General features: G+C 70.2%; 13 protein-coding genes. 6 read left to right on the top strand and 7 right to left on the bottom strand.

From position 1 onward, the window contains the following. Positions 1 to 54: 54 nt before the first annotated feature. Complete coding sequence (locus ACFW3F_RS15795; protein ID WP_388058913.1) at positions 55 to 3,378, bottom strand: IniB N-terminal domain-containing protein; 3,324 nt, start codon at positions 3,376 to 3,378, stop codon at positions 55 to 57. A 341-nt stretch (positions 3,379 to 3,719) separates the two neighbouring features. Here ACFW3F_RS15795 and ACFW3F_RS15790 point away from each other — a divergent pair, with 341 nt between their 5' ends. Together ACFW3F_RS15790 and ACFW3F_RS15785 are read left to right on the top strand one after the other, a co-directional pair. Continuing rightward, positions 3,720 to 5,435, top strand: a complete 1,716-nt coding sequence (locus tag ACFW3F_RS15790; protein ID WP_388058911.1) for an Hsp70 family protein — start codon at positions 3,720 to 3,722, stop codon at positions 5,433 to 5,435. A gap of 17 nt (positions 5,436 to 5,452) precedes the next feature. Further along, the gene (locus ACFW3F_RS15785) at positions 5,453 to 7,945 is read left to right on the top strand and encodes a LuxR C-terminal-related transcriptional regulator (protein WP_388058909.1); all 2,493 of its coding nucleotides are present in this window, start codon (positions 5,453 to 5,455) and stop codon (positions 7,943 to 7,945) included. Positions 7,946 to 7,961: 16 nt separating this feature from the next. Here ACFW3F_RS15785 and ACFW3F_RS15780 read toward each other — a convergent pair whose 3' ends face one another. From ACFW3F_RS15780 to ACFW3F_RS15765, 4 genes are read right to left on the bottom strand one after another with little or no spacing between them, the layout of a single operon-like run. Beyond that, positions 7,962 to 9,545 (bottom strand): fatty acyl-CoA synthetase, encoded by a 1,584-nt coding sequence (locus ACFW3F_RS15780; RefSeq protein ID WP_388058907.1) that lies wholly within the window; start codon positions 9,543 to 9,545, stop codon positions 7,962 to 7,964. Continuing rightward, the gene (locus tag ACFW3F_RS15775) at positions 9,542 to 10,060 is read right to left on the bottom strand and encodes a flavin reductase family protein (protein ID WP_388058905.1); all 519 of its coding nucleotides are present in this window, start codon (positions 10,058 to 10,060) and stop codon (positions 9,542 to 9,544) included. Before ACFW3F_RS15775 ends, ACFW3F_RS15780 begins: the two co-directional genes overlap by 4 nt. Before the next feature lie 57 nt (positions 10,061 to 10,117). Then, the gene (locus tag ACFW3F_RS15770; protein ID WP_388058903.1) at positions 10,118 to 10,735 is read right to left on the bottom strand and encodes a 3,4-dihydroxy-2-butanone-4-phosphate synthase; all 618 of its coding nucleotides are present in this window, start codon (positions 10,733 to 10,735) and stop codon (positions 10,118 to 10,120) included. A 4-nt stretch (positions 10,736 to 10,739) separates the two neighbouring features. Further along, a complete protein-coding gene (locus tag ACFW3F_RS15765; protein WP_388058901.1) occupies positions 10,740 to 11,135 on the bottom strand; it encodes a nuclear transport factor 2 family protein in 396 nt (131 codons plus the stop codon). 274 nt (positions 11,136 to 11,409) lie between these two features. On the opposite strand from ACFW3F_RS15765, the gene ACFW3F_RS15760 reads away from it, so the two are divergent. Next, entirely contained in the window at positions 11,410 to 14,061 is a 2,652-nt protein-coding gene (locus ACFW3F_RS15760) for an ATP-binding protein (protein ID WP_388058899.1), read from the top strand. Here ACFW3F_RS15760 and ACFW3F_RS15755 read toward each other — a convergent pair whose 3' ends face one another. Further along, a complete protein-coding gene (locus tag ACFW3F_RS15755) occupies positions 14,062 to 14,898 on the bottom strand; it encodes a mycofactocin-coupled SDR family oxidoreductase (RefSeq protein WP_388058897.1) in 837 nt (278 codons plus the stop codon). A gap of 43 nt (positions 14,899 to 14,941) precedes the next feature. Further along, positions 14,942 to 16,144 carry an acyl-CoA dehydrogenase family protein gene (locus ACFW3F_RS15750; RefSeq protein ID WP_388058895.1) on the bottom strand — a complete coding sequence of 401 codons (1,203 nt, stop codon included), beginning with the start codon at positions 16,142 to 16,144 and terminating at the stop codon, positions 14,942 to 14,944. A 210-nt stretch (positions 16,145 to 16,354) separates the two neighbouring features. Between ACFW3F_RS15750 and ACFW3F_RS15745 the strand changes: the two genes are divergently transcribed. The 3 genes from ACFW3F_RS15745 to ACFW3F_RS15735 all read left to right on the top strand — a co-directional run bounded on the left by ACFW3F_RS15745 (position 16,355) and on the right by ACFW3F_RS15735 (position 18,897). Continuing rightward, the gene (locus ACFW3F_RS15745; RefSeq protein ID WP_388058893.1) at positions 16,355 to 17,155 is read left to right on the top strand and encodes an enoyl-CoA hydratase/isomerase family protein; all 801 of its coding nucleotides are present in this window, start codon (positions 16,355 to 16,357) and stop codon (positions 17,153 to 17,155) included. Continuing rightward, positions 17,152 to 17,910: an SDR family oxidoreductase gene (locus ACFW3F_RS15740; protein ID WP_388058891.1), complete on the top strand. Its 759-nt coding sequence runs from the start codon at positions 17,152 to 17,154 to the stop codon at positions 17,908 to 17,910. The genes ACFW3F_RS15745 and ACFW3F_RS15740 overlap by 4 nt, the downstream gene beginning before the upstream one ends. A gap of 309 nt (positions 17,911 to 18,219) precedes the next feature. Further along, positions 18,220 to 18,897: a hypothetical protein gene (locus tag ACFW3F_RS15735; RefSeq protein ID WP_388058889.1), complete on the top strand. Its 678-nt coding sequence runs from the start codon at positions 18,220 to 18,222 to the stop codon at positions 18,895 to 18,897. The last annotated feature ends 75 nt before the right edge of the window (positions 18,898 to 18,972 follow it).

The following is an 18,972-nucleotide window of genomic DNA, read 5'->3' as shown; positions in this document are numbered from 1 at the left end:
CCAGGGTTGCTGGAGCGATGGGCGGTCCCGGGGCGGGTTGCCGACCTGAGGGGGTCAGTCGGCGTCGGGTCCGGCGTCCGGGGTGTTGACGCCGATCCCGGTGTCCGTGTCGCCACCGAGCCCACCGGTGAGGCCGCCGGTCAGTCCACCGGTGAGGCCTCCGGTCAGGCCGGCGGTCGTGTCTGCCACGCCTCCGACGGTCGTGTCGAGCGCGCCGCCGAGTCCGGCGTCGGTGTCGGCGACTCCGCCGAGGTCCAGACCACCGTCTGCGCCTCCACCGGTTCCGACACCACCGCCGGCTTCGGTGCCGCCACCGGCTTCCGCACCGCCGGTGAGTCCGCCGGTCACGTCGCCGACGATGTCCGTGGTCGTGTCGATCGCCCCACCGACCGTGGTGTCGAGCGAGCCGCCCACGGTCGTCTCCAGCGCTCCGCCGACCGTGGTCTCGAGGCCGCCGGTCCCGATCGAGCCGGCGGCGTCCACCGCACTGTCCACGGTGCCGGCGAGTGCCGTCGTCAGATCGGCGGTCACATCTGCCGGCAACTCGGTGTCGAGCGCCCCACCGAGTCCGAGGTCGCCGCCCAGTCCCAGGTCGCCACCCACAGCACCGCCCAGTCCGAGGTCACCGTCGAGGACGGGACCGACGCCGGCGCCGAGCGTGGCCTCGCCGAGACCCGTGAGGGCGCCGTCGAGTCCGGTCTGCAAGGTGCTGTCCACTCCGGCCACCAGGTCGGCGCCGGTCTCGGCGACCGTGCCGAGGGAGGCCAGGGTCCCGGCACCCAGGTTGCCGGTGAGGCTGTCGACGACCGTGCCGCCGAGCCCCTCGGTGACCAGGATCGGTCCGCCGACGGTGATGGTGCCCTCGGGGGAGAGGATGAGGCTCGGGTTGATGATCGCGCCGAGTTCGCCGGTCAGGGCGCCGCCGAGGCCGCCGGTGGCGTCCAGGGTCGAGTCCAGGGTGGCGACGAGGCCGTCGGCTGCCGACAGGTCCACGTCGAGCGCGGTGCTCAGTACGGTGCTGAGGGCAGCGGGGAGTTCGGCCCCGCCCGCAAGCTGGCCGGCGAGCGAGCCACCGAGTTCTCCGCTCAGCGCGGTTCCGAGAACAGCGCCGAGCGACGCTCCGAGGTCGGCGCCGACGTCGCCGCCGGCAGCGAGCACGGTTTCGAGGGTGCCGCTGAGGTCGGCGGCCGTCTCGGTCACCAGGCCGAGTCCGGCACCGGCGTCGAGTGCTGCCTCCAGTGCGCCGCCGAGCTGGGTGATGAGGGCGCCGTCGACGCCGAGTGCTCCGCCCAGGTCCGCGGCCAGGAGTTCGCCGAGGTTCAGGTCCGCACCGGCGGCCGCCTCGAGAATTCCCTCGATCCCGGTGGTCGCGCCGAGCACGCCGCCGAGGGTGGCGCCGAGTTCGGCGGCCAGCTCACCGCCGCCGCCGACGATCGCGCCGAGCTGTGCGGCGAGGTCGGTCGCCAGGCCGCCGTCGAGCAGACCGGTGAGGTCGGCGCCGAGGACGCCACCCAGTTCGAGGGCACCGCCGAGGGCGGCCCCCAGGTCGGCGCCTGCTGCGACGCCGAGCACGCCGGAGAGCACGGTGCTGAGAGCGGTGTCGAGTCCGGCGCCCGCGGAGAGCAGTCCGCTCAGAGCGGCTCCGAGTTCGGTACCGAGACCACCCACGATGCCGAGACCGCCACCGAGGGCGCCTTCGACGGCGCCGCCGAGTCCGGCACCGAGGCCGAGCCCGGCTTCGAGTGCACCGCCGACGCCGGCGCCGAGGCCTGCGCCGAGACCGAGCCCGGCGTCGATCGCTCCGCCGAGTCCGGCGGTGAGATCGCCTGCCAGACCGCCTTCGAGCGCTGCGGCGAGCGTGCCGCCCAGTACCGCACCGAGATTGCCGGCCACGTCGCCACCGGCTTCGAGTCCGGCTGCCAGCGCGCCGGCGAGAGCCGAGCTGATGTCGCCACCCGCGCCGAGCACGGCCTCGATGTCGACGAGGCCACCGGCCTCGAGTACGGATTCCAGAGTCGCGGCCAGCCCGGCCTGTGCGCCTCCGCCCACTCCCAGCGCCGCGGTCAGTGCCCCGCCGAGGAGCGCGTTCGCGCCGGCCGCGCCGGTCAGCGCCAGTCCGCCGGCGGCGGCCGCAGTGGAGGTCAGGGCCACTCCCAGCGCGGTGCCGACGGACGCGGCCACGCCGCCTCCGGCGGCCAACGTCGTGCCGAGCGCACCGGACAGGGTCGCGCCGAGTTCGCCGGACAGGTCGGCGATGGCCTGGGCATCGAGGAGCCCGGACAGGGTCGCCGACAGGTCGCCCGCGACGTCGAGCGTCGACGTGAGCGCCGCGGTCAGATCGCCGGACAGTTCGGCGCCGAGACCGAGCGCGCCGGTGAGGACCGCTGAGATCGCGCCGCCCGCGCCGAGTCCGGCGCCGAGCGCGGCCGCGAGATCGGCACCGAGCGCGCCGCCCGCACCGACCGTTGCGCCGAGCAGACCGCCCAGCGTCGCACCGAACGAGCCGGCGAGTTCGCCACCGAGGCCGAGCACGGCGGACAGTTGCGCGGCGAGTCCGCCGCCGAGTCCGAGGCCGAGCTCGGCGCCCGCGGCGAGAACTGCGTCGAGCGACGCACCCAGCTGAGCGACGAGAGCACCCTCGGCGTCGATCGCGCCGGCCAGCGCGCCGGCGATGACGGGCCCGATGCCCGCGCTCAGCTCGAGTCCGCCTGCGACGACCGTCTCGAGTGCGGCGCCGAGGGCCGCTCCGAACTGTGCCGCGATCGCCCCGCCTGCGCCCAGGCCGGCGGAGAGGGCCGCGCCCAGTGCGACGGCCAGCTGGCCTGCGAGGTCGAGGTCGCCGAAGGCGATCCCGCCGAGGTCCAGGTCTGCGAGGGACAGACCGGAGAGATCGATGTCGCCCAGGCCGATGCCGCCGAGGAGACCGCCGAAGTCAATGTCGCCCACATCGATTCCACCCAGATCGATGCCGCCGAGGCCGATGCCGCCGAGGCCGATGTCCCCGAAGTTCACGTCCCCGAAGCCGATATCGCCGCCGCCGAGATTGATGTCCCCGAAGTTGACGTCGCCGAGGTTCAGGCCGCCCAGGCCAACCCCGGCCCCGCCACCGACGACCCCGCCCCCGACGACTCCACCGCCGATGACCCCGCCCCCGACGGCGCCGCCGCCGGCACCGATGATGGCGCCGAGTCCGCCGGCACCGCCCGCGGCCAGGCCGGAGCCCGCCACGAGCGGAGCCGCCGCGGAGATGTCGGCCGGCGTGATGCCGGCGAGGCCGGCGCGATCGATCGCGGCCTGCGGGTTGCCGCAGTAGGCATTGAAGGATTCCTCGTCGCGAAGCAGACCGAGGATGAAATCGAGTACCGCGTTGGTCGCCATGGCGTCGTTCCTTGCGTCGGGGAGATCTCAGTTCGATCCCGTGTCGAGTTCGACGGTATGGGCGGGAGCGTCGTCGGACATCGGGGAAAAACCCCAGTCCTGTCGAGACAAGGGGGGAGGGGGTGCGGGCATAGGGGATCGGTGCCCGGGGATAGGGGGATCGGGACTTTCCCCCTAATCGCCGGTCAGGGCTAACGCCGGGGTGGTCATCCGCGACACACTGGATGAAGTGCACCGTCCGCGGACCGGGGCACGTGACATCGACGGTCTGCCCGCGCCACCGGGGTGGCAGGCGCCCGTCATCGACCACCGTCTGCAGGTGCGAACAGGAGTGGACCACCATGGCCATCGGGATCGGTGTGAAGATCGGGTCGGTGAACAGTGTCGCTGTCGCCGCATCGGAGCAGTCCTGGGAGGGCACGGTCTCGGTGGAGACCGCGGCGCTCGCGGGTGCCGGCGACTTCGTCGCGCGGGTCGGTGACCCGGTTCCCATGCTCGATGATCACGGACGCACCCGTGCCGCCGCCGACATCCACGCCGCCGCGGTCACCGAACTGGTCGGCCGTCTCGAGCTGCCACCGGGCGCCGACGTGCGGTTGACCGTCGTGCATCCCGACACCTGGTCCGTGCAGGCGGTCGACGAGGCCCGGTCCGCGCTCGCCGATCGTCGGGAGGCGGCGTCTGCGGAGTCCGTCGACTGGGTTCCGGAATCACGTGCATTGCTCGCGGCCGCGGAGCACAGTGAGGGGGCTTTCGCCGGCGGCATCGTGGTCGCCTACGACCTTGGTGCCTCCGGTGTCACCGTCACGGTGCTCGCCACCGGCGACGAGTCCCGCGAGATCGGCCGGCCGCTGCATCTGGACACCGTGAGCGGCAACGAGTTCGATCGCCTGCTGCTCGGCCAGACACTCAGCGTGACCGGAACCGACGCCACCGTCGAAGCGGCCCTCGCCGATCCCGGTCGGAGCGCCGCCGTCGTCGACGACCTGAATCGCCTCCGGAACGAGTGCCGGCACGCCAAGGAATCGCTCTCGGTGGACACCGACACCGTCGTCGACGTCCGGGTCGGGGAGGTGGCCACCGAGGCCCGCCTCGTCCGCGACGACATCGAGGATCTGCTGCGCGGCCCGCTGATGGAGTCGGTGGCGCTCGTCCGGGAGGCGCTCGCCGCCGCGGACGTCGACGCGAACGGATTCGGCCCGTCCGGGGTCTCCGCGATCCTTCTCGGTGGTGGCGGTGCGGCGATCCCGCTCGTGACCGAGCTGCTGTCCTCGACAGTCCGCGTGCCGGTCGTCCACGACCCCGAACCCGCGACGGCCTCTGCCGCCGGCGGCGCCCTGCTCGCCTCGGCGGCACTCGCCGCCGCCGTGTCCGCGACACCCCTGCCCGCTGCCGCCGAGACGGCCCGGCTGGTCGCGTCCACACCGGACGACCGCCCCCTGCGGGAGATCGTCCCGGCTCCCCGGACGCCGGTCACCGAGCCGGCCCCGCGGCTGTCCCGACGGAAGCGCGGCACGCTGATCACCCTCGGCGCCGCGGCACTGGCCCTGGTCACCGCGACCGGGTTGTCCGTCGGTACGGGTCTCGTCGGGTCCGTCGGTGAATCGACGCCACCGCCCGCGGGCGCCGCGACGACAACGGCCACCTCGTCGCAGAACCCCGGAAACGCACCGGGTACGACGTCGACGGGTGCGCGCCCCGGCACCGCCGCGGACCCCGCCACGGTCACTCGCGCGCCGGGCACCGCGACCGGAACCGACACCCCGCGCCGGACGACGGCAGGCGCCCCCGCAACCGGCTCGACGTCCGGGCGTCCGGCGCCCGCCCCAGCGCCCGCTCCAGCCCCGGGAGCGCCTTCGGCGCCGTACAACCCCGGCACACCGTCGGTACCCGACCAGAATCCGCCGGCTGAGCCAGAGGTCCCCGATCCGGGCACCGGCGGTGGTTCGGGCGGGGGGACAGGCGGTGGAACCCCCGGCCGAGTGCTGGAGCTGCCCGGCCGCGTACTCGACGGCACCGGCCAGGTGCTCTGCGGCGTCACCGGCGTCGTCTGCTGACGGGCGGGGCCGGACAGGTGACCTCCTCCAGCCCGACGGTCGGCGACCGTCGGGAGCCCACCGCCGCCTCGCCCGCCTCGACGTGGGTGAACGGCGTCCTCGATCGCGCTCAATCCGGGATCCCGTTGTGTGCATTCGTGATCGGCACTCCCGGTAGTGGTCGGTCGGCGTTGTTGAACACCGTCCACGAGCAGCTGCGTCGCCGCGGTGTCCCGGTGAGCGTCGGCCTGCCGGTAGGCGACGCGGCCACCCCCGGCAGGCCACTGCTCGTCCTTGCCGACGACATCCACACCTGGCCAGGCGACGCGATCGAGTCGGCGACGGCGATGCTCGAGGCCGGCAGAATCGGACTGATCGCCACGACCGAACCACGCGACGCGCCTCGGCACACCGGCCCGCTGATCGCGCGTGCCCGGCTGTCCGGCGCGACGCTCGAGCTCGACCCGGTGGGTACTGCCGAGGTGTTGAGCCGGGCCGCAGGCGCCGGCCTGACCCTCGCGCCGACGACCGCCTCCCTCATCCGCAGGCGCTGCGGTGGGGCACGCGCCGTGGTCGACGCCGCCCTCGTCGCAATCCGGGAGGCGGCGTCGGACGCCGCGGGTGGCGACCCGGTCGACGAGGTCGCGATCGCCGAACACGTTGCGCGCGAACGACACCATCGACTGCTCCGTCGTCTGGACCCGCTGACACTTGCGATACTGGCCCTGGCATCGGTGCGTGCGCCTCTCGATCCCGACAGTATCGCCGAGGTCGCGGGCGCCGACCGGGACGCCGCGATCGAGGCGCTCGACCGGGCGCGGGGTTCCGGACTGCTCCGCGGTGCCGACACCTTTGTTTCCGCCGCTCTCGAACCCCTGCGAGAGATATTGGGAGAGAAGCGGATCGACGAACTTCGTCGACGGTCCGCGGTCACGCGCCTCCGCGCGACGCACCTCACCGCCGACGACGCGCTGCTCGCGGCCGAGGCAGGCGTCGCGGACCCGCGCATAGTCGACACCTTGCTCGCCGGCGCGGCCGAGACGACAGCCGCCCGCGCGGTGGTCCTGCTCCGGGCAGCCGACCGTGTGGAACCGGGCCGCGACGATATCCGACTCCTGATGGCGCAACGCGCTCTCGCCTCCGGTGACGTCGACGGTGCCGGTCTGGTCGCCGACCGCCGGCTGGAGACCGCCGCGGCGACCGACCCGGGAGTCGTCCGGTGGGTCGGGGTCGCGGCGACCGTCGCGCACCACCGCGGGCTCGCCTCCCACGCCGCCGACCTGTACCGGTGGCTGGGTCCGGAAGTCGCTGCCGCCGAGGCATTGCCGGCCGTCATCGCCCTGATCGCGGTGGGGGATCGCCGGGCAGCTCTCGCGGTCGCCGACGCGGACCGCGGCCACCCACCCGTCGGGAGCCGAGCCGCACGATCGATGACAGTGCGCGGGTTGCTAGCCTCGGTCGACGACACCGGCACGATGGGTTCCGGCGATGCCGTCGATGCCGTCGTCAGAGGGCTCTGCGCGACCGACTCCGGCCGGACCGACCCGACGGCGGCCCGAACCCTGTATGCCGCCACGAGTCTGGCATGCGATGACGGCAATGTCGTTGCGGCACGGACGGTCAGAGCCCTGGCCCATGGCCCGATCGAGGACCTCCTCGACGCGGAGATCGCCCTGGCGACCGGTGACGTCGACGCCGCTGCCCGGCTCCTGCCCACGGAGGATCCGGCCGGCATGCCCGAACGCTTTCGCGTCCACGCCGTCCGCCTCGGTCTCGCGCGTCGTAACGGCGACGTCCCGGCCCTGACGGCACTCTGGGAACCCGGACTCGCGGTGCTCGCCGCTACCGAGGTGGACCTCTACATGCTCCGGCCCCTCGCGGAGTTCTGGCAGGCCGCCGCCCGAGTGGGTCAGACACGGGTCATCGCGCGCCACGTCGGGGCTGCGGATCGACTGCTCGCCGGGTTGGATTCCCCGGCCGCCTGGTCGGCGCCGTGGCAGTTCGCCGGTGTGCAGGCGGCGATCCTCGCCGGGGACGGGGCCGCCGCCGACGATCGGCTCGATCGGCTCGAGTCCGCGGCCGCGCGCAGTCCGATCGCGACGGCCCTGGCAACCGGTGCGCGCGTCTGGGTTGCGCTCGCTTTCGATCGGGCAGGATCCGTCGCCGTCGACGGTGTGTCCGCCGCGGTCGACGCCCTCCGCGGCGCCGGATCGAACTGGGAGGCAGCTCGTCTGGCAGGTGCGGCGGCATCCCGCGCCGGCGACCCGGCCACGGCGGCGGGACTACTCGACGCTGCGCGTTCGGCGGGCGAGGAGCTCCGGCGCGCGCAGCCGGTCGGTGGTCCCCTCACCGATCGCGAGGCCGAAGTGGCCCGAGAGCTGCTGCAGGGATACACCTATCGAGAAATCGGTGAGCGCCTGTACATCTCGGCAAAGACCGTCGAGCATCACGTCGCCCGGATCCGGCGGAGGCTCGACGCCGGTTCGCGTTCCCAACTGCTCGCTGCGCTTCGGGCGGCCGGATACGGCTGAGCTGTGCGCGGTGCCGTCAGCGACGCTGGGCGAACTCTTCTCGCAAAGTGCGTTTGAGGATCTTGCCACTGGGATTCTTCGGCAGTTCCGTCGCCAGCACCACGTACTTCGGCACCTTGTACGGCGCGAGAATGCCACGGCAGGCCTCGATCACGCGGTCGGGGTCGAGTGCGGCACCCTCAGCCGGGACCACGGTCGCGGCAACCGCCTCGATCCACCTCTCATGCGGCACACCGTAGACAGCGGCCTCGCGAATCCCGGCGAGTTCGAACAGCGCTTCCTCGACCTCCCGGCTGGATACGTTCTCGCCACCGGTCTTGATCATGTCCTTCTTGCGGTCGACCACCCAGAGGTAACCGTCGTCGTCGAAGTAGCCGAGGTCTCCGGAGTGGAACCAGCCACCGGCGAACGCCTCCGCGGTGGCGTCGGGGCGGTTGTGATAGCCGAGGGTGACCTGTGGACTCCGGTGCACGATTTCGCCGACCTCCCCCGGGCCCAGTGATCGGTTGGCGTCGTCGACGATGGCTGTGGTCACGTTGAGGGCGGCGACGCCCGCCGAGCCCGGGCGCGAATCCTGCTGTTCAGGTGGCAGCACCGTTGCGAGCGAACCCATCTCGGTCTGTCCGTAGAAGTTCCACAGCCGCAGGTCGGGTAGGAGTCTGCGTAGTTCGCGGAGGATCTCGATCGGTAGGGCGGACGCGCCGTAGTAGCCCTTCCGCAGCGACGTGACGTCCCGCTGGCCATCGCGCAGCAGCGAGACCAGCGCAACCCAGACTGTCGGCGGACAGAACACATTCGTGGCCCGGTGTCGTTCCACGGCTTCGAGCATCGCGACGGGGTCGGGACGATCGAGGATGATGCTGCGCGCTCCGAGCATGATGTCGGTGATGAGGAAGTTGTCGAGCTGTGCGCAGTGGTAGAGGGGGAGTGCGTGGACCTCGACGTCGTCGGCTTCCATGCCGCCCGAGCTGATGCAGGACATGTACTGCCACATCAGTGTCCGGCTCGAGTGGAGGACTCCCTTGGGCCGTGACTCGGTACCGGAGGTGTACATGATCCGGATCGGGAGATCGTCGTCGACCACGATCTCCGGGGCAGCCTGACGGGGACGATCCAGTTCGGATGCGAGATTCGTCCACGCGGTGGAGGGTGCCGCATCCCCGAGCGTGATGGCGCTCAATACCGACGGCCGATGCGATGTCCGTGTCAGCGCGTCGTCGACCACCGCCGTCAGCGAGTCCTCGGCCACCACGAGTGTCGGGGTGCTGTCGTCGATGAGAAACGCCAGTTCGCCTGCGGTGAGCGAGAAGTTGACCGGCACGGCGATGGCCCCGATGCGTGCCGCGGCGAAGACGAGGACCGGGAACTCCCAGCAGTTGTGGCTGAGAAGCATCACGCGGTCGCCCGTGTGCACCCCCGACGACCACAGATACGCGGCGGCCGCGTCGACCCGATGGTCGAGGTCGGCGAACGTCAGGGCCGTGTCACGGTGCACGATCGCGGTGCGGTGCGGCCAGCGGGCCGCACTCCGGCGCGGAATGTCGCCGAGTGCGTGGGTCGCGAGGGCCGCCCTGGATCGGTCCGCTGATGCCGTCGTCATCGGCGGGCCTCGGCAAGTGGGACGTGCGTGCCGAAGCGCCGCCCGTGATAGGTCAGAGGTGCCGCGCCCGCACGGGTCTCGACGTCGACGACCGAGCCGATCAGGATCGTGTGATCGCCGCCCTCGGCGACGCCGGCCAGCGTGCACGCGGTCCACACCGCGGCGCCGGTGATCCGCGGGACGTCTGCCGACAGACTCCAGTCGACCGCGTCGAACTTGTCGTCGCCCTTGGTCGCGAAGCGCATCGCCACGTCCTCCTGCGCCGAGTCGAGGATGTTGACCCCGAACGTGCCCGCCGCCCGGATGTGGCGCAGGCACGCCGAGGACTCTGCAAGAGCCACCGCGACGAGGAGCGGATCCATGGACAGGGACATGACGGCACTCACGGTCGTCCCGTGGGGCCGGTCGCCGTCCATGGTGGTGATGACGCTGACAGGCGCGCAGACGTGTGCCATCGCGTCGCGGAACGTCGCGCTCAGGTCGACAGGGGAGACAGACATGGGGGTGAGAGACATCGGATCAGCTCCTGGGGAGAGATGGCTTGCCGGGGCGGGCGCGGCCGGAACGGGGTGTCAGAACACCTCGGAATGGAGGAGGACGGGCAGTCCGAGGGCCGCGGCGTCCTCGACGGTGGTGGCGATCCGCGTCGGATCGAAGGTCGAGGTGAGAGCGCAGAAGGCGATGCTCGGCGACGGTGCGGAATCGGATGCGCCGACGGCGACACCGCCGAGCCGGGCGATCCGTGTGGAACGGTCCGGCGCATCCCATTGATCACCGGTCAGCACCGGGACCACATGTCCGGGTCTGGTGAACGACGCCGGCGTCGCGTCGGCGGACGCCAGGGTCCGGATCGTGGTGGCGCGGTCGTGCGCCGAGATTCCGGTCGTGGTGCCGTCCGCGGCATCCACTGCCACGCACAACCGCCCGATGCCGGTGGGGCTGTGCTGCCAGGTCATCGGTGGGAGGTGGAGGCGCACCGCGGTGTCGGGGTCGACGGTGACGAAGAGCAGGCCCGAACCGAGCCGGACCATCGAAGCGATCGAGAGCACGTCCGCGCACTCCGCGAGGAGCATCAGATCGCAACCGCCGCCGTACACGTCGTCGACGCCGACGACCGGCCGCCCGCAGGCCAGCGCACGCAGCGCCGCCCGCGAGTCGCCCGCCGTCGGTGCGGTCATCACCGAGGTCACGACCTCACCCCGTGATTCCGGCGTCGGCCCAGAACTTCTCGAACGACGAGGGGACCACATCGGTGCCGTGGGTGACCTTGCCGTCGACGAAACGGTGCGTCATCACCATCGTGATGTCGAGTTCCTGGTCGCCGAGCCGGCGGTAGGCGCGCACGTTCGCGGTCACCAGTTCGTCGCCGTGCACCTCGGTGGCGATCACCTCGTTGCGCGATTCGTCGAGCTTGGCGAGGACTCCGAACGCCTCGAGGAACTCGGCCTTGGTGTAGAGGCGCTGCGATCCCTCGAGGGTGAAGCCGGCCCACGTCATCGCGTCGTCGTACAACGCGACCAGGGGTCCGGGATCCCCGGCGTCGGCAGCGGCGAAGGCGTTCTTCAGGGCGTCGGCATTCTGTTGGCTCATCTCAGGAGTCCTCTCGTTCACGGTTGTGGTGTGGTGCCCATCACTGTGACCGTGTCGGGGTATTTAGCAGAACCGTCCGACTACGTGTCCTCGGCCGTGGTCGGAGACACCGGCTTCACCGACGCATAACCGCAGTTCGGAGACCCGCTACGGGTGTGGGTACGGTCCGGCCCACCTGTCGCGCGTGACGTGCTGACACAAGTTGACCCCCCAGGTTGCGCATGACTCTCGCAATAGCGGACAGTGATCTACATCTCATCGAGAGGGGGGTGCCGTGAATGTCGACGAATGGGTCGAGATCCGCCGCTGCCATGACGAGGGTGAATCGATCAAGGCGATGGCCGAGCGTCTCGGGATGTCGCGCAACACCGTGCGGAGGGCGTTGTCGATGCCGACCCCGCCCGCCGATCGGCGCCGGACACGCGGTTCGGTGGCAGACGACGTGGACGATCGGATTCGACAGCTGCTCCTCGGCTCACCGGACATCACGGTTGCCGAGCTCGCCCGGCAACTGGAGTGGGATCACAGCCGCACGGTGTTGTCGCGTCGGGTACGGTCCCTCCGCGAGGAGATCGCCGCCGCGCGACGCGTGACCGACCTCGTCGGCACGGTGTTGCCCCAGCAGACAACGACTTTCGTGGGCCGACGCGACGAGCTGCGCGAATTGCGGGCCCTGCTCGGCCGGCATCGGGTGGTGACCCTCGCCGGTCCGGGCGGGATCGGCAAGACCCGGCTGGCGACCGAGGCGGCGACGGAGTTCCGGCGCGCGTTCCCCGACGGTGTCAGGTTCGTGAGTTTCGCGGTCAGCCGGGACAGTTCCATGCTCGCGCAGGTCATCTGCGATGCCCTCGGCCTGGAGGGGCGGGATGCGCACACCGCCTCCATCGAGGACACGCTGGTGTCGTTCCTGGCGCACCGCCGGATGCTGCTCATCCTCGACAACTGTGAGCACGTCATCGACAGCGCTGCCCGGCTGGTGGCGAGGCTGGCCGAAGAGACCACCAGTGTCCGCATCCTCGCGACGTCGCGGGAGGTGTTGTCCATCCCCGGCGAGTATGTGTATCGGCTGGCGCCGCTGCCCACCGGCGACGGCTCGCAATCCGGTGCGCTGGAACTGTTCGCGCACCGGGCCGAGGCCGTGTTGTCGGGCTTCGGTCTGGACGAGGACAACCGGGACGACGTCCGACGGATCTGCGAGCGGCTCGACGGGATCCCCCTGGCGATCGAGTTGGCGTGTTCGCGGCTGACGGTGCTGAGCTTGCGCGAGTTGGCCGAGTTGCTCGACAATCGGGTCCTCGCGCTCAGCAGTGGAACCCGCGACCGGACCACCCGACACCGCAGCCTGCAGGCGACCATCGACTGGAGCTATGAACTGTGCAGCCCCGACGAGCAGCAGCTGTGGGCGAGCCTGTCGGTGTTCGCCGACGGGTTCGAGCTCGACGCGGTCACGCAGGTCTGCCGCGGGGACGGAAGCGCCGACATCGTCGACTCGATGTCGGCGCTGGTCTCGAAGTCCGTCGTCCTTCGCGACACGGTCGACGGGCGGGTCCGGTTCCGGATGCTGGAGTCGATCCGGGAGTACGGGGCCGGACGGCTCACGCCGGCGCAGCAGCATGCCCTGCGGACCCGCGTGTTGGACTGGGCGCTGCGGACCATCACCGACTGTGCCGCACGGTGGTTCAGTGCCGAACAGGTGGACCTGGCAGCTCTGGTCCGGCGCAACCGCGCGAATCTTCGCGCCGCCGTCCAGTCGGCGCTGGGTGATCCCGCGCTGCGCGGGCGGCTGGGCGACGTCGCCACCGCCCTGGGAGCGGCGAAGTTCCTCTGGGCATGCGGGATCTCGATCCGTGAGCAACGAGCATGGATCAACCAGTTGTTGAGCCTGTCGGAACTCGACCGCGGGACCGTCGGCCGGTTGCTCGCCACGCTGGGCCTGATCCAGACCCTGCAGGGCGACCGCGACGCGGCCGAGTTCACCCTGCGGCGCGCCGCTGAACTGGCACGCGCCCACAACGATGTCGAGACCTGGGCGTTTTCCCTTCACACGTCAGGTCTCCGCGCGCTGTTCAGTGGCGACTTCGACACGGCCGCAGAGCTGTTCGACGCAGCCGAGGCGGAGTACCGGCGCCACACGGGGAGCGCCGAGCTCCTGGCGACCCTGCGCGTGCACCAGGGGATGCTGGCGGCGGCGATGCTGGATGTGGCGGGGGCGGAGGCACTGTTCAGGTCGGCCCACGAGTCGGCGACCTCGGTGGGAGAGTCCTGGTTCCTGACCTACGCGACGTACGGTATCGGGCTGACCGCGTGGATCGCCGGGGACCACGCGACCGCGATCGCTTCGGCGACCGAGGCGTTGCGGATCCACCGCGTGTTCGACGACGCGATCGGGACCACGCTGATGACGGATCTTCTCGGATGGTCGTACGCCTCGGAGGGTCAGGGGAGCAGGGCGGCGGTCCTGCTGGGCGCGGCCTCGACGCTGTGGGATCTGGTCGGCCAGCAGCTGTACGGTTCCGATCACTGGATCTCGTTGCGTGGCAAGGCGCTTTCGGCAACCCACGCGCAGATGTCCGACGCCTCGTTCGAGGTGGCCTGGCGGCGTGGCCGGTCGATGTCCACGGCGGAGTTGTACGCCTTCGTGTTCGGGGTGGACCAGGACCCGGCGACGCCGGACGAGGACACCGATCCGCGCGATGCTCTCTCGCCACGGGAGCGGGAGGTCGCCGATCTGGTGATGGCGGGGATGACCAACCGGCAGATCGCCGAACAGCTCGTGCTGTCGGTGCGGACGGTCGAAGGCCACGTCGAACACGTTCTGCGCAAGATGGGCGTCGGACGCCGTGCCGAGCTCGTCTCGGTGAGCGGCGACCGGCACGGCCCCACGACGATGTGGACGAATCGTCGTGGGGCCGTGGGGAGCGTCTGATCAGACCTTTTCCAGCGCGCCGGCGTCGATGGGCAGTGCGACGCCGGTGACGAACCGGGCCGCGTCCGACGCGAGCCACACGACTGCGTCGGAGATGTCGTTCGGCTCGAGCCACGGGGTGGGGAGCAGGTTCATCCCGCTCTGACATGCCTCGCGGAAGTCCTCCCGGGTCGGCGTGTCGAGGTCGGGCCGGAACAGCTTGTACATCGCCTCGTGATCGATCATGTCGGTGAGCACCGAGGTGGGATGGATGGAGTTGCAGCGGATCTTGTGGGCGCCGAGCTCGTTGGCGGCCGTGCGGGCGAGACCGGTGACCCCGTGTTTCGCGGCGACGTAGTGCGCGAAGTTGGGGAAGCCCTGCAGGCCGCCGGTGGAGCTGATCAGGATGATCGAACCGCCCTCCCCCTGTTCGATGAGTGTCGGCACGGCGGCGCGGAGGGTCTTCCACACGCCACTGAGGTTGATGTCGATCATCTCGTTCCACTGTTCTTCGGTGAGTTCGTGCAGCGGAGCCGACGAGAAGATGCCCGCATTGGCGACCACGATGTCGAGGCGGCCCAGTTCTGCGACGCCTTCGCGCACCGCGGTCTGCAAGGCGCCGAGATCGCGTACATCTGCCACCGCGATATGCGCACGGCGACCGGCCTTCTCGACCAGTCGCGCGGTCTCGTCGAGCTCCTCGCGTGTACTGCCCCGGTAAGCGGTGGTGCCGAGCTTCTCGCAGATGTCGACGATGATCACGTCGGCGCCTTCGTCCGCGAGCCGGGCCGCGTGTGAACGGCCCTGTCCCCGTGCCGCTCCGGTGACCAGTGCGACGCGTCCCTCGAGATTTCCCATGATGTTTCTCTCTTCCTGTGGATGAACGATGTGGGCGGCGCGATCAGGCGCCGCGGTTGCGGTAGGCGGGGATGAGGGCGGGAGCCGCCTCGACGAGGGTCATGCGGTCGATCAGCGCGTGCTGAGTGGCGACCGCAGCGTCGCGCACGCACCGACCGAGTGCACTGGGCGTCCGCACCGTTGCGCTGCCTGCCCAACGGTGCGCGAAGTCGACGACCGTCGCCGCGACTTCCTGGCTCCACGTCGCGGCCTGACGCATCCGCGCGCGCTGGGTGTCGGTGATCTCGCGACCGGCTGCCGCGGTGGCCTCGGCGTCGCCGTAGACCTCGTAGACGAACGCGGACGCGGCGCGGAAGAGCGCCTCGTTGCGGGCGAAGTCGAGGCGGAAGAGATCCGAGTCGCCGACCGGACCGTCGTATCCGGGACGCATCTTGCTCGCCGTGATGTCGGCGATCTCCTGCAGAGCGCGTTCGGCCAGGCCGAGGGCGACCGGTGCGTGTCCGCCGACACCGATGCCGAGCAATCCCAGCTGGTAGACCGGTTCGGGGCGGACCGGAACGGTCGAGAAGGTCTCCATCGTGTGGCGTTCCGGAACGAACTGGTCGTCCACCACGTAGTCGTAGGACCCGGTGCCGACCATCCCCATCACGCTCCAGTTGCCGAGGAACTCGACCTTCTCGCGCGGAAGGAAGGAGATGCGGCACTCCGGTTGCCCCGTTGCGTCGAGGACCGGATTCCCGGCCTCGTCGTGGACGACGAATCCCGCGCCGATGTGTGTCGCATGGGCCGACCCGCTGGCGAACTGGAAGCGACCGCTCACGCGGTAGCCGCCGTCCACCCGGACGCCGCGTCCGGTGGGCACGACCATGCCCGCGGTGACCGCGCGCGTGGGTTCGGTGAACAGCTCGGCGGCACCGGCATCGGACATGAACCCGGCGGCGACCGCCATGCTGCACGTGTTGGCCATGAACGCCCACCCGGTCGAGCCGTCCGCCCGCGAGATCTCCTGGATGATCCGGAATGCGGTGACGATGTCGAGACCGCCTCCACCCCACTCGGTCGGGATCAGCATCCAGAACAGATTGCTCTCGGTGAGTGCATCGACGACCGGTCTGGTGATCGTCGCCGCCGACTCGATGGCGTCGGCCTCGGACTCGACGATGCGGGCGACGCTGTGAGCACGCGCCACGTAGTCCACGTCCGAGAACGCCGAGATCTCCGTGACGAGCGGTGATGTGATGGTCATGCCTTACCTCTCAGTAGAAGCCCGATATGGCTTGCATCACAGTGCGCCGGAGCGGTGGGTGGCCACAGCGTGGACACCACGTGATCCACTACGTGGTCCGCCCGCCGCGACCTCGTCCACCTGCCCGAGATGCCACGACCTCGGCCGCGCGAGTGGTAACAACGACGTCATGCACCACGTTCTGGGACACGACGCCGAAGGTCCACGCTGATGCCGGCGGTCGTCGTCGAGCGCGATGGCGAGGTCACCACGCTCACCCTCAATCGCCCGGACGCGTTGAACACCCTGAACGCCGACCTCGTCCGCGAGCTGACGGTTGCACTCGACGCCGTCGACGCCGATGGCGGATGCCGGGTCGTGATCCTGACCGGGGCGGGCCGGGCGTTCTGTGCCGGCCTCGACCTCAACGGCTACGACGACGATGACTCGGATGCCGAACGCGGCGGGGTGATCCCGATGTTCGAGCGTCAGCAGGACATCGCCGGTCTCGCGCGCCGGTTGCACGGTCTGCGCCAGCCGGTGATCGCGGCGGTCAACGGGCCCGCCGCCGGTGGCGGACTCGCCCTGGTGTGCGCGAGCGACATCCGGATCGGGTCCACGTCGAGCGTGTACGCGGTGGGGTTCATCCGGGCCGGCTTCTCCGCCTGCGACATCGGGGTGTCGTGGTTGCTGCCGCGGCTTGTCGGCACCGGCCGGGCGCACGAACTGATGTTGACGGGTCGCAAATTCACGGCCGTCGAGGCCGAGCGGTACGGTCTGCTGGTCGATCTCGCCGAACCCGACGAACTACTGGACCGGGCACAGTCGACGGCCCATGCGATCCTGGCCAACCCGCCGCTGTCGGTGGAACTCACCAAGGTCGGGATGTGGGCGGCGGTGGAGTCCGATTCCTTCAGCGCCACCGTGGAATTCGAGAACCGGCAGCAGATGATCACGGCCATGACCGAAGATCGGGGCGAGGCGACCGCCGCCTTCCTGGAAAAACGAGCACCGAGGTACCGACGACGATGACTTCTGACCTGTTCGATGTGAGTGGCAAGACCGTGCTGGTCACCGGCGGTACTTCGGGTATCGGGGCGATGATCGCTCACGGCCTGTACGACCGTGGGGCGAGGGTGCTGATCACCGGCCGCAACGACGACGCGCTTGCCGAAGCGCGCGCGGCCGGATTGATTGCGTTGCAGGCGAATCTGTCGAGTGCCGAGGGCGCACGCACGCTTGCCGAACAGGTGGCGTCGGAGACCGACACCCTCGATGTGCTGGTGAACAACGCCGGCGCGACCTGGGGTGCACCGCTCGACGAGTTCCCGGACTCCGCGTGGGACCGGGTGCTGAAGCTCAACGTCCAGACACCGTTCGTGCTCACGCAGGCGTTGCTGCCGTTGCTGACTCGTACCGCGAGCGCAGAGGATCCGTCGCGGGTGATCATGATCGGCAGCGTCGACGGAATCCGGGTGCCGCGCACCGCGTCGTACTCATACTCGTCCAGCAAGGCGGCCGTTCATCAGCTGACCAGGCATCTCGCCCGCGACCTCGGACCGCGCCACGTCACCGTGAATGCCATCGCCCCAGGGCCTTTCGAGTCGAAGATGATGGCGCCGATCCTGGCCGAGTTGGGGGACGAGGTCGCGGCGGCCTCCCCGCTGGGGCGGATCGGCCGAGCCGACGACATGATCGGGACGGTGGTGTACCTCGCCAGTCGCGCCGGCTGTTATCTGACCGGCACCGTGATCCCGGTCGACGGCGGGATCGCGACGACGCTCTGACGCCCTGAGGCCAGTCAACGGGATCCGACGCACAGTCAACGGTATTGGACGCACAGTCGCTGGGATTGGACGCACAGTCGACGGGCAGAGCTGAATAGGCGGAGAGCCAGGAGTTCCGGATCAAGAAAATCAAATACGGCAGTCTTCAGTTTGGCGTTTCCGGACTGGTCAGGGCGATCTGTAAAGCTGTTGCTCTTTTAAATACCGTCAATCGCGCTGGTATTCAATAAATTCCTTTGTTAGCTTGCGGGAGATCGATGGACCGAATGACAAAGGAGGAAAGAACCAGTGCGAAAGAATGTCATCCGTGTGACCTCAGCTGGCGCGGCCCTCGGGGTCGCGGCCCTGATCGCTCCCGCAGTGGCGACCGCAGCCCCGGTATCCGAGGCGAACTGCGCCAAGACCTCGACTCCGGCCAACCCCGCGGGGTGGGGCAACACCTTTGGGGACGAGCGCGGCCAGGCGGGCAAGGTGACGGCCACCACCGTCGTCGACCAGGACGGGTCTCTCGAGTTCGTGACGAGCGAGCAGACACCGCGCCAGGCCTCGTACCATAGCGCCGGTCAGCTCAAGTTGGCCGATGCCGCGACGAAGCCGCTCAGTTTCGAGAAGTCCGATGGTCAGGCGAACTGGCAGATTCGCGTGACCGGGGCGAACACCGGTCAGGACAACGGATTTGCGACGCTCGTCTGGACCGCGCCCGCGGGTGCCGGTGAGACCGACGCCGCCGGCTCCGACAAGTGGTGGGCCACGCGCGACCTCGGCGACATCAAGAAGGGCACCAATGCCACGCTGGGCGATCTGGTCAAGGCCGCCAACACCGAGGGTCGCACCGCCGTGGTCGACCACTACGGAATCTCCAGCCAGCCCAGCGAGAAGACCGGCAAGGTCAACGTCGACAACGTCTCGTTCAACGGTTGCACCACCAACTTCGCCGCATCGGGTGCCGGCGGTGGCTTCGGATCGCTGGAGAACATCTTTCCCTGATCAGTGAGTCCGACACGGCAGCAAGCGGGCCCGCGACCGATCACCGGTCGCGGGTCCGCTGCTGCGGTCGACTAG

This window comes from Gordonia sp. NPDC058843 (assembly GCF_042743165.1).
GTDB lineage: Bacteria > Actinomycetota > Actinomycetes > Mycobacteriales > Mycobacteriaceae > Gordonia.
The sequence above is the reverse complement of the archived record's forward strand: the minus strand, read 5'-3'. Positions and strand labels throughout refer to the sequence as shown.

Coding starts and splice junctions, on each gene's coding strand:
- ACFW3F_RS15750 (WP_388058895.1), bottom strand. CDS start 16,144: ATGACCATCACATCACCGCTCGTCACGGAGATCTCGGCGTTCTCGGAC.
- ACFW3F_RS15775 (WP_388058905.1), bottom strand. CDS start 10,060: ATGTCTCTCACCCCCATGTCTGTCTCCCCTGTCGACCTGAGCGCGACG.
- ACFW3F_RS15740 (WP_388058891.1), top strand. CDS start 17,152: ATGACTTCTGACCTGTTCGATGTGAGTGGCAAGACCGTGCTGGTCACC.
- ACFW3F_RS15755 (WP_388058897.1), bottom strand. CDS start 14,898: ATGGGAAATCTCGAGGGACGCGTCGCACTGGTCACCGGAGCGGCACGG.
- ACFW3F_RS15745 (WP_388058893.1), top strand. CDS start 16,355: ATGCCGGCGGTCGTCGTCGAGCGCGATGGCGAGGTCACCACGCTCACC.
- ACFW3F_RS15780 (WP_388058907.1), bottom strand. CDS start 9,545: ATGACGACGGCATCAGCGGACCGATCCAGGGCGGCCCTCGCGACCCAC.
- ACFW3F_RS15790 (WP_388058911.1), top strand. CDS start 3,720: ATGGCCATCGGGATCGGTGTGAAGATCGGGTCGGTGAACAGTGTCGCT.
- ACFW3F_RS15765 (WP_388058901.1), bottom strand. CDS start 11,135: ATGAGCCAACAGAATGCCGACGCCCTGAAGAACGCCTTCGCCGCTGCC.
- ACFW3F_RS15795 (WP_388058913.1), bottom strand. CDS start 3,378: ATGGCGACCAACGCGGTACTCGATTTCATCCTCGGTCTGCTTCGCGAC.